Consider the following 10,566-nt stretch of genomic DNA (forward strand, 5'->3'; position numbering starts at 1 on the left):
TCAGGACAGCCCGGCCTTGCCGCACGCGGCCCTGAGTTGAGGGGTGCAGATCTGCTGGATGGTGTACACGCCGTCCTTCACCAAGGTGTCCTTGATGTTGTCGACGGTCACGGACACGGGGGGGAGCAGGACGGCCGGGACCGCCCCGCCGCGGGCCCTCACCTGGCCCGTGGCAACCCGGTCGAGGCTTTCACCACGGGCCGCGGCCACAGCCATGGCGGCACCGGCGGAAGCCTCAGGGCCGAAGGGCTTGTAGACGGTCATGTACTGATCGCCGCTGACAATGCGCCGCAGGGCGCTCAGTTCGGCGTCCTGCCCGGTGACAGGAGGCAGCGGGTTCACCTTGTTCGCCTTGAGGGCGGAGATGCTGCCGGCAGCGAGGCCGTCGTTGGCGGCGTAGACACCGTCGATGTTGCCGACGCCCAGGGCGGAGATGGCGCCGGACATGTTCATGTTCGCGGTCTCAGTCCTCCAGTGGAGTGTGTCGTACGCTTTGCCGATCTCCACTCTTCCCTCGAGGGCGGACAGTGCGCCCTTCTTGAACGACACCGCGTTGGGGTCGCTGGGATCGCCGTTCATCATGACGATCTGACCGCCGTTCATCCGGTCGCCCATGGCCTCCAGCAGTGCCCTGCCCTGGAGTCGGCCTACCTCCTCGCCGTCGAAGGAGACATAGCCCGAGATCGGGCCCTCGGCGAGGCGGTCGTAGGCGATGACCGGGATGTCTGCTTCAGCTGCCTTCCTGACTGCGGCGCCGAGCGATCTGGCGTCCACGGCCACCAGCACAATGGCATCGGCCCCCTTGGTGATCATCGAGTTCAACTGCTCCTGCTGGGCGGCGACATTGCCCTCGGCATTGGCGTGCTCGACCGTGCAGTTGCCGCACAGCTCCTTGATCGCCTTCTCGAGCAAGGGACGGTCCTGTGTCTCCCAGCGAGCCGTGGTGGCGTCCGGCAGCAGCAGACCGATCCTCGGCGTGTTCCCCCCGTCGGAGTCGTTCCCGGCACCCTGCCCGCAGGCCGCGAGAGCAACGGCCATCGAGATCGCGGTCATGGCGACGGCCGCGCCCCGGATGCAGGCCTTCATGCGAGAGACCTCCCTCGTCCTTCACCTCGCGTGGCGAGGGGGCGCTCACGACCCGCGACCGGCTGCCAACGGGTATGAGGTCCGGGTGCGGCGCCCCGTCGGCGTACGTCGAGTGGTTGGCGACCGGGGCTCGTGGAGGGCAGGCGCGGCCCCGCCGGCCTCTCCCGTCGGGTTTGGTCAGCGCGGTGTGCGGGTCGGGAAACTGCGCGTGTGCGTCGCGGCGGCAGGGGTTCGTGTACGGGGCGGCCGGGCCGTATGGGCGGCATTTGACGCGGCGCGATGGCGCAGGCCGCGTTGAGCCAGGTGGCCACGTCGGCATGGAGATCCAGGCGCCTTCCGGTCCCTGCTCTCACACGCGGCCGCGGCTCTGGCGGTCGCGGAGGAGCGTGGCCCGCCCCGGCGGCCTGAGTCCTCGGCCCGCCCGGCCCGGCACCGGCGGTTCTGCCCTGAGCACTGCCATCCCCGGCCTCCTCACCAGGTGACGCGTACTGCCGGGCCAAAGTCCAGCAGCCGACGGACGGCCACGATGTCGGCGCCAAACGTCCGCCCGGAACGTACCGAGGAAGCGGCAAGACGGCCACGTCGTAAGTGTGACACCGGCTGCTGTGGTCTGCGAACGCAGCGGCTCCGGCCATCGGCGTGCGGTGCGGGCGGCCATCGGCGTTCGGTGCGGGGCATCCCGCGAGCGCGACTGTGCCGCGGGCAGGGAAGCGACCTCCCACAGCGGCCACCCTCAGCAGGGCGAGTTGCGCGCCGCAGCCGGGCGATCGGCGGCGCCGCAGGTCGGATGGGACGGTCTCGACTGCACCACCCGACGCCACGAGGGCCAACGCGTGAGGGCCAACGCGTGAGGGCCAACGCATGAGGACCAACGCATGAGGATCGGCGTCCCCCGCGGCTGGTCCTGCCGCCGACGGCAATCAGGTGCATATGTCCGGTGTGCCCGCATATGCGACTCTGGTACTTGGGTGCCCGACCTCAACCTGTCGGTACCTGCTGCGTGGACGGGAGGTAGGTCGCGGACATGCCTCATGACGGCCGTGCCCGGGTCGAAGTCTCGGGGCTTCGGGCATCCGAGACCGGCGCCGCGGACTCCGGTTCACCGCCACCCGTGCCGGAGGCGGAGGCGGCCGCGAGGGACCGGGTCCTGACGTTCGCCGGAGCAGCGCTGGCAGCGGTCTATGTGCCCGGTGTCGGGAACGAAGAGCTCCGATTGGTGGAGACGGCCGGTTGCGCCACTTCCGAGTACGCGTTGCCGGAGCGTATGCCCCTGTCCGGGGGCTCACCTGCGGCGCACGCCTTCCGCACCGACGGGCCACTGTGGCTGAACCCCGCGGCACTCGCCTCCTACTCCGAGGGCGGGCCGGTACCGCGGCGAGCGGAGGCGTCGCTGGCCGCGCTGCCACTCGGGACGCAGGGCAGGCGGCTGGGCTGCCTCGTCGTCGTGGGGCCTTCCGCGGACGGCTTCGCGGCCGAGCAACGACGCTTCCTGGAGCGGTACGCCGACGCGGTCGCCGGCATACTCCAGGCCGGGACCGGCCGCCCCGCGCCGTCGCTGCTGAGTCCCGCCCTGCGGAGTCTGCGCGTCGGCTCGTTCGTCCTGGTGCCGGACACCGGCCTGATCGAGGCGGACGACACGCTGCTCGAACTGGTCGGCATCACGCCGGAGGACTTCGACGGCAAGGCGGACACGCTGCTCGCGCATGCCCTCCCGGAGGACATGCACGCGCTGATGTCGGTCGTGGAGCCGTCGACCCAGGCGTTCGGTCGACGGGAGCTGGAGTTCCGTGTCCGCCGCCCCACTGGTGAAATGCGCTGGCTGAGCCTGAGTTGCCGGGTGGTGGCGAGTACTGACGACCGTCCGGAGCAGGTGCTGGGCGTGGTGACGGCGACCTCGGTCCTGCGCCAGAGCGCAGACGACGTCTCCAGGATCCAGTGGCTGACCGCCGCACTCGACGATGCGGCAACGGTCCGTGACGTCAGCCGAGTGGTGGTCACCGCGCTGCGTGAGCCGCTGGGCGCCGACCGGGTGGCGCTCGCCGAGTTGCAGGACGACCGGCTCACGGTCACCGTGCTCGATCCGCCTCAGCCCGCCGCCTGGCCGGAGACATGGCGTTCCGAGTGGCGCTCGGAATGGCCCGACGCACCGGTCAGCGCCCTGCCCACCCTTCAGATGGCTCTGCGGGACGGACGTACGGATCTGTGGCCCGCCGGCACATCCCTCGAACCCGGGCTCGCGGGGATCGGTGCCGGAGGTCTGGCCGTCCTGCCGCTTCCCGCCAAGGGCTGGGTCGCCGGTGTGTGTCTGGTCGGCTGGGATCAGCCGCACGAATTCGTTCCCGAGGAACGGTCCCTGCTGACCGCCACCGCGGCGCTGGTCGGGCAGGCCCTCAAGCGTGCGCACGCGCACGACGCCGAGCAGGAGCTCGCGACGATGCTGCAGCGCAGTCTGCTGCCCCGGCGCCTCCCGGACCTGCCGGGGGGCACGGCCGTCGCCCGCTATCTGCCCGCCAGACGGGGGTTGCAAGTGGGCGGTGACTGGTACGACGTCATAGCCCTCTCCGAGGAGCGGGTGGCGCTGGTCATCGGTGACGTGCAAGGACACAGTGCCGGAGCCGCGACGATCATGGGCCAGATGCGCACGGCGGTCAGGGCATACGCGGTGGAGGGCCACCCGCCCGACGTGGTCGTCTCATACGCCAACCGACTCCTCGTCGGTATGGAGACCGATCTGTTCGCCACCTGCTGCTATGTCGAACTGGACATGGAGGAGGGCAACACCCTGTTCGTCCGGGCCGGGCACCTCTCACCGCTGGTGCGCCATCCCGACGGCAGCACCGCGGAGGTGCAGGTCGAGGGCGGCCTCCCGCTCGGCATTCTCGCGGAGGCGGAGTTCCCCATGACCGCTGTCGCGCTGGCCCCTGGCACGGTACTCGCCCTGGTCACCGACGGCTTGGTCGAGGCCGCCGACCTGCCGCTGGAGGAGGGTATGCGCCGGATGTGCACCGCGCTCGCCGCGGCCGATCCTGCGGATCCAGGGCGGATGGCCGACGAACTGCTCGGTGACGTCGACCGTCGTGAGGACGACGTGGCCCTGTTGCTGCTGCGCTACGACGGCATGAAGCCCCGGCCGATACGGGCCGGCTGGGCGGTGTGGCGGCTGCCCGACGCCGTCATGCACGCCCGCCGTTTCACCGCGCGCACGCTGCGTCGGTGGAAGGTCCAGGAAGTGACCGATGCGGTGTTGCTGGTCGTGTCCGAACTGGTCACCAACGCCCTGGTGCACACGCAGGGTGCGGTCCGCGTCGACCTGACGCTCCGCGGGGACCGGATGCGAGTCTGTGTCAGCGACTCCTCGCCGCGTACGCCCGCCAAGCCCGTGATCGTGGACTGGGAGGCGACCGGTGGCCGGGGCCTGCTTCTGGTCGAAGCGATGTCGGAGTCCGTCGGCTCGATGCCGGTGGCCGGCGGCAAGCAGGTGTGGAGCGAGATCACTGTGCCGCGGCGCGAGCCGGCTCCCGCGGACTCGGGGCCTCGAACGAAACAAACGAAACAAGTGGAACAAGGGGGTCTGCCATGAGGACCCGCACGTGGCACGTCATCGCGGCGCTCATCGCGGGACTCATGACGATGTCCCTGGCCGCCTGCGGAGGAGACGACGAGGCGGGCACGGACAGCTTCGCCGTCGGCCTGCTGCTCCCGAACAGAACAACTCCCCGCTGGGAGAAGTGGGACAGGCCGCTGATCGAGAAGCGGCTGGAGCAGCTGTGTCCCGACTGCACCATGCAGTACGCCAACGCTGAGAACGACGACGCGACGAGGCAGCGGCAACAGATGATCTCCATGATCACCAAGGGGGTCAGGGTCCTGATCCTCGACGCCGCCGACACCAGGGCGCTCCGCTCCTCGGTCCAGGAGGCGCGCAAGGCGGGTGTCCCGGTCGTCGCCTATGACCGGCTCGTCGAAGGCCCGATCGCGGGCTATGTCAGTTTCGACGGTGCGCAGGTCGGCAAGCTCCAGGGCGAGGCGCTCCTGGAGGCCATGGGCGACAGGGCGAACGGCGGGAACGTCGTCATGATGAACGGCGATCCGACCAGCGCCAACGCAGCGTGGTTCCGGAGGGGCGCGCTGTCCGCCATCACAGGCAAAGTGAAGATCGGCAGGTCGTACGACATCCTGGGCTGGAGCACGGAGAACGCCCACGCCAAGATGTCCGCTGCCATCGCGGCCCTGGGCCCGGACCGGATCGACGGCGTCCTGGCGGCCAACGACGACATCGCCGCGGGCGTCATCGCCGCTCTCAAGAGTGCCCATGTCAGGGAGCTTCCTCCCGTCACCGGCCAGGACGCCGACCTCGACGCCGTGCGCCGCATCATCAAGGGCGAGCAGTACATGACGGTGTACAAACCGTTCAAGACGGAAGCAGCAGCCGCCGCTGCCATGGCCGTCGCCCTGGGGCGCGGCGAGGACCTCCGCGACGTCGCCACGACGACGACCGACACCCCGACCACCAAGCAAGTCCCGTCCGTCCTGCTGACTCCGAGCGCGGTGACGGTCGGCAACATCGAGCAGACACTCGTCGAGGACGGCGTGTACACCATCGACCAGCTCTGCCCCCGGGAGCTCCGGCCCGCCTGCGACAAGGCCGGACTCGTCCAGTAGCGGGACAGAGCCGTTCCTTCGACAGCGCCCGGCCGGACGAGGTCGCGCGGGTGACGAGTGGAGAATCATGATGCCGAGCCCTTGGAACCCGGCGTAGCAGGCTCCGGCCGTTGCCCGCTCGGCGCCGGCTCGTCGTTTGAAAGCGAATGCGGACACGTCTGCTACGGCCTCGTCCCCTCGCATTCGATGGATCTGATCCGGAGAGGGTCCGCCGCCAGGCCAGCCAGCGGGCGCGATGCAGCGCCCGTCGGCCGCACCCCTGTCACATCGACCGGCCATGTCCTGTCTACCTGCTGACGGACGGACACAGGAAGAGGGGGAAACCATGCGTGAGATCCTCATCGTCGGCGGCGGCTACGCGGGCTTCTACACTGCGTGGGGCCTCGAGAAGACGTTGCGGACGGAAGAAGCCAGGGTCACGGTCGTCGACCCGCGTCCGTACATGACCTACCAACCCTTTCTGCCCGAGGTGACGGCCGGATCGATTGAGGCACGCCATGCCGCCGTGTCGATGCGCCGGCACCTGCGTACCACCCGACTGATCGCGGGCAGCGTGACCGAGATCCGTCACGCAGACCGGACGGTCACCGTCCAACCGGTGAACGGAGCCGGCCACGAACTCCACTACGACACCCTCGTGGTCACCGCCGGCGCCGTGACGCGGACCTTTCCCATCCCCGGACTGGCGCAGCAGGCCATAGGTCTCAAGCACGTGGAAGAGGCGGTGGCCATCCGTGACCGCCTGCTGACCGCGTTCGACCAGGCGGCGTCGATGCCGCCCGGCGCCGAGCGGCAGAGGCTGCTCACGGTCACGTTCGTGGGCGGAGGGTTCTCCGGTGTCGAGGGCTTCGGCGAGTTGTTGTCGCTGGCCACCGGGATGCTCAAGGCCTATCCGGAACTGAGCTTCGACGACCTGTCCTTCCACCTGGTCGAGGCTCGGGACCGGATTCTGCCCGAGGTGAGCGACAAGCCCGGAGCCTGGGTGGTGCGCTCCTTGGAACGCCGTGGTGCGCACGTGCACCTGAACACCCAGCTCATCTCCGCCGAGGGCGGGCACGTTGTGCTCTCCAACGGTGCTGAGTTCGACTCGGCGCTGATCGTCTGGACCACCGGCAACGCCTCGAACCCCGTCGTGCGCCGGCACACGGACCTGCCGGTCGACGAGCGTGGCCTGATCGCGGTCCGGGCCGACCTCCGCGTGGGCACCGACGGCGATCCGGTACCGGATGTGTGGGCGGCCGGAGACGACGCGGCCGTACCCGATCTGGCCTCGTCCGTGGCGGGGGCACGCACGGTGCCGAACGCACAGCACGCCGTACGCCAGGGCAAGCGCCTCGCGAAGAACATCAAAGCCGACCTGCGGGGCGGCAAGGTCCGGAACTACCGTCACAGCAGCCTCGGAGTGGTGGCCACGCTGGGCCTGGGGCGAGGCATCTTCCAGTACAAGGGAATCGTCATCAAGGGCTTTCCCGCCTGGCTGATGCACAGGGGCTATCACGTACTGGCCGTGCCCACCTGGGAGCGGAAGGTCCGGGTACTCACCGTCTGGTTCACCGCCGCACTCTTCGGCCGGGATCTTGTCTCACTCGCGTCCGTGCAGCATCCGCGAGACGCGTTCGTCGCCAGCGGTGACCCGGGGCGTCCAGAGGAGAGCCGGGCGAACGATCACACGGCGGCGTGAGAACTCGGGTACGAGGAACAGCCGGGTGCTGCGGGCAGCATCGAAGGCTTCCTGTACTGGGAAGGCCATCGCCGCGCAGCTCATCATCGTGCGGCCGAATTCGCCTCGCAGACAGCCGGGTTGGACGACGGCCAGAGGGCTGATGTCGAGGGGTCGTACGTGAAGGAGCAGATCAGGGTCTCCCACGTGATCGCTCAGCACATAACCGAGCACATCACAGCAGTCGAAGCACACCACACGAAGTGCTGTACACGGCTGCGCCGAGACGCGTACCTCACGCTGGCCCTCGCGACAGCGGCCATGCTGGGCCTGTGCATCGCGCTGATCTTCGTATCGGCCGGCTGAATCGAGTGCCGGGGAAAGCGGCGACTCGGGGTCTTCGGCGGGGGAGCCGTTCACACTGTTCGACGGAGCGGCAACGTTTGATACACTGTTCACAGTGTTCCCGACACCGTGCGACACGATCCCCGTGAAAGGTGTCCGGAACGCTCTTCAGCACCTGCGGCCAGGGCCGAGCAGGTGCGGGCTCCGGACGCCACTCGATCCCCCGCGAGTCGGCGTCCGGAGCTGATTCCGGTTAGCCGCGTGCCGGCGCAGTGGCGCCTGCCGCTGACCGTTCTCCCTCAGGACTGCTTGGCGCGGTAGAGACCCCGGCCGGTTCGGCGGATGCGGGACGTGCCGACAAGGCGGTCGAGTGTGCTCCGGACCGCGTTGATGCTCCCGCTGTCGGTATCGCGGCCCAGAGCCGCCGCGACATCGCGAGCACGCACGTCGACTCCGCCGGCCTCGGCGAAGTAGTCCATGATCTGCTCGGTGAGTTTGCCGTAGTTCCGCTGCTGGTCTGCCTCCGCGCGGGATTCACGGGAAGCCCGCTTCCCTGCGCCCTGACGGCTCTTCGGCTGCTGGACACGAGGTTCCGCCTTCGACACGGCACCGGCGGACTCGGAAGGAGCAACGTCCGTCTGCGCTTCCGCAGGCTCCGTGGCCTGGTGTTGACCCGTATCCACGGCAGCACCGGCGGTGTCCGCTGAGGCCGATGAGTCGAGCATCAGGACTTCGAGGGCACTGAGGGCCCGCTGGACGGAGCCGAGATGTGCCACGACCGCGGCCAGCTCCCTCTCCAATGCCTGCTTCTGGATCTCCAGACGGGCCAGGTCCTCCTGGAGGCTCTCAGCCGTGATCTCAATGTTGTGCGCCGCGCGAGTTGCCGAGACCATGTGTTCCTCTCATCCTCAACCCTTCGTGCTGCGTTCCTGCCCAGCTCACCAGCGGTGCCGCTCGGCCCGAACGCGGGATGGGTACCCCCGACATCATATGCAGGAGTGCACTCCGCACAAAGATGGGCCAATGGACCACACGCTTCCCGAACGGGCGTCCGCACTCCGAATACCCGTGATGTTGCGGCAAACGATCGTATCTCACCAATTGTTGCCACTGTTCCACAGGTAACGCAACGGGTTGGTGTCGGATCGCGGCGGAGTGGCACCCCGCGGAGCTGCTGCGTCACCGACAGAATCAGGGCGCCTGTCCGGTCAGGGCCGACAGGGCAGGAAGTTCTTCAACTCCTGGTCAGCACTGTCGGAGTGAGGAGTGGCACCTTCTCGGCCGTACGAGCCGGCGTAATCCCCCCGCTCGTCGGCGGCCTCGGGCGAGGACGCCGGACGGTGCAACTGCCGCAGTGTTTCGGAGACCGCCTCGATGCGAGCGTCGACCGTGTCGAGCGCCTCCCGGAGCATGCGCAGACGAGCCTCGAGCAGAGCAGCCTCGGCTGCCAGAGACACACTGGCGGTGGCGGGATCGGAGTGCTGATCGGAGTCTCGGGGCATCATGCGTCTTTCTTCGGCTCAGGCCCGGCGTCTCGCGGCACGGGAGTTGACTGCGGATGGGGGAGGAGCCCGTGCGACTCGACCGAGCCAGTTGCGCGGCCGTGGTGCCGCGAGCGGGCTCGAACGGGTGCTGCACAGGCCCCCGCCCGCATTGACCGAGCACTTGAGGGAGTTGTGACAGCCGCGTTCGACGCTGCGTGCGCTTATGCGTCGAACGCGGCAGGAGGGCTACTGGAAGTCGCAGCCCGGGTTGGGGGCGTCCTGGGAGAAGGGTGCCCCGTGCGGCAGGACGTAGAGAACCTCCAGGACGACGTCCGTGGTGCCGCGGTTCTGACCGAGATGCACGTGGTCGGCGCCGGACGGCTCCTTCAGCGAGCTCCCCTTGGCGTACACGCCGTCGGACGCGCACGTGGCGTCGAAGTGACTGAGGGTCCCCTGCTTGACATACGCGTACAGGTTGCCGTCGTGGAAGTGCCAGCCTGTCCCCTGACCGGGCGGGATGGTGATCTCCCTGAGAATGTAGTCCTGCCCTCCGGCAGTGGTCCGGGCGATGATCCTGCCGGTTACGTCGGGGCCGCCCGGGGTCGCGTGCGCGACCCCGCCGAACACGGGCAGGCCGGCGAGAAGAGCACCAATGGCCCAAATGCCTAACGAATTGCGCATGATGATCCAATCAGCTAGGAGATGTGCGGATGGTCGCCCGGCTGGGCCTGGGCAGACCGGTGCCCGCGCGGTGACACGATGCGTGGACCGCTGTGAAACGGGCTTCGTACACACCTTAGGCGCTCGCAGCGTTCTGACGTGATGCTCACTCAGATCATCAAGACAAGGTGTTGGACAGAGTGGTCAGCGGCAGGAGGGAAGCCGATGTCACAACATCTCTGCCCGTCCGGTCTAGCAGTCAAGCCGACCAGAGAACGAGGACACCGTTGCGCGAGATCCTGTGCTGCCGGACGCTTCCGCCAGGCCAGAAACGTCGTCGGCGTCTCCCACTGCCACAGTCGCACCCGCGGCAGCATCCCGAAGCGGTAATCGGGAATGGTTATGACGACTTCGCCCACCGGATGAAGCGTTGCGACACGTGCTCCGCACTGGCGAAGAGCAGCGCTGCCGACCGTCGTGCGGGGACGGTCGTCCGGAGGGCCGCAGTGGTGGCCGCGGTGTGTGGTGCCGTGTGAGAGGGAGGATGCGGTATGGATGATGCCGGTGACGCGGTGCCGCTCGTGGAGCTGCTTGATGAGCGGCGGTATCTGCTGGGTGTCGCGTACTGGATGCTGGGCAGTGGCCGTGAGGCGGAGAGTGTCGTGGCGG

Annotated in this window: 8 protein-coding genes; 4 read left to right on the top strand and 4 right to left on the bottom strand. The window is 68.6% G+C overall.

All coding sequences use genetic code 11. The annotated features are described in order from the left end of the window. Complete coding sequence (locus ACTWQR_RS48515; protein WP_443233734.1) at positions 1-1,086, bottom strand: sugar ABC transporter substrate-binding protein; 1,086 nt, start codon at positions 1,084-1,086, stop codon at positions 1-3. Positions 1,087-2,110: 1,024 nt separating this feature from the next. Between ACTWQR_RS48515 and ACTWQR_RS48520 the strand changes: the two genes are divergently transcribed. The 4 genes from ACTWQR_RS48520 (at position 2,111) to ACTWQR_RS48535 (ending at position 7,774) form a co-directional block, all read left to right on the top strand. Continuing rightward, on the top strand, positions 2,111-4,666 hold the full coding sequence (locus tag ACTWQR_RS48520; RefSeq protein WP_443233735.1) for a SpoIIE family protein phosphatase: 2,556 nt from the start codon (positions 2,111-2,113) through the stop codon (positions 4,664-4,666). Then, complete coding sequence (locus tag ACTWQR_RS48525) at positions 4,663-5,748, top strand: sugar ABC transporter substrate-binding protein (protein WP_443233736.1); 1,086 nt, start codon at positions 4,663-4,665, stop codon at positions 5,746-5,748. The genes ACTWQR_RS48520 and ACTWQR_RS48525 overlap by 4 nt, the downstream gene beginning before the upstream one ends. Before the next feature lie 325 nt (positions 5,749-6,073). Then, positions 6,074-7,429, top strand: coding sequence for an NAD(P)/FAD-dependent oxidoreductase (locus ACTWQR_RS48530; RefSeq protein WP_443233737.1), 1,356 nt, complete (start codon positions 6,074-6,076; stop codon positions 7,427-7,429). Between the two features lie 159 nt (positions 7,430-7,588). Beyond that, positions 7,589-7,774 (top strand): hypothetical protein, encoded by a 186-nt coding sequence (locus tag ACTWQR_RS48535; protein WP_443233738.1) that lies wholly within the window; start codon positions 7,589-7,591, stop codon positions 7,772-7,774. 278 nt (positions 7,775-8,052) lie between these two features. On the opposite strand, the gene ACTWQR_RS48540 is transcribed toward ACTWQR_RS48535, so the two are convergent. The 3 genes from ACTWQR_RS48540 to ACTWQR_RS48550 all read right to left on the bottom strand — a co-directional run bounded on the left by ACTWQR_RS48540 (position 8,053) and on the right by ACTWQR_RS48550 (position 9,918). After that, positions 8,053-8,646 (bottom strand): hypothetical protein, encoded by a 594-nt coding sequence (locus ACTWQR_RS48540; RefSeq protein WP_443233739.1) that lies wholly within the window; start codon positions 8,644-8,646, stop codon positions 8,053-8,055. A gap of 315 nt (positions 8,647-8,961) precedes the next feature. Continuing rightward, positions 8,962-9,258, bottom strand: a complete 297-nt coding sequence (locus ACTWQR_RS48545) for a hypothetical protein (protein WP_443233740.1) — start codon at positions 9,256-9,258, stop codon at positions 8,962-8,964. A gap of 225 nt (positions 9,259-9,483) precedes the next feature. After that, positions 9,484-9,918: a cupin domain-containing protein gene (locus tag ACTWQR_RS48550; protein WP_443233741.1), complete on the bottom strand. Its 435-nt coding sequence runs from the start codon at positions 9,916-9,918 to the stop codon at positions 9,484-9,486. Between the last annotated feature and the right edge of the window lie 648 nt (positions 9,919-10,566).

This window comes from Streptomyces sp. 2A115, from assembly GCF_052245575.1.
In the GTDB taxonomy this organism is placed as follows: Bacteria; Actinomycetota; Actinomycetes; order Streptomycetales; family Streptomycetaceae; genus Streptomyces.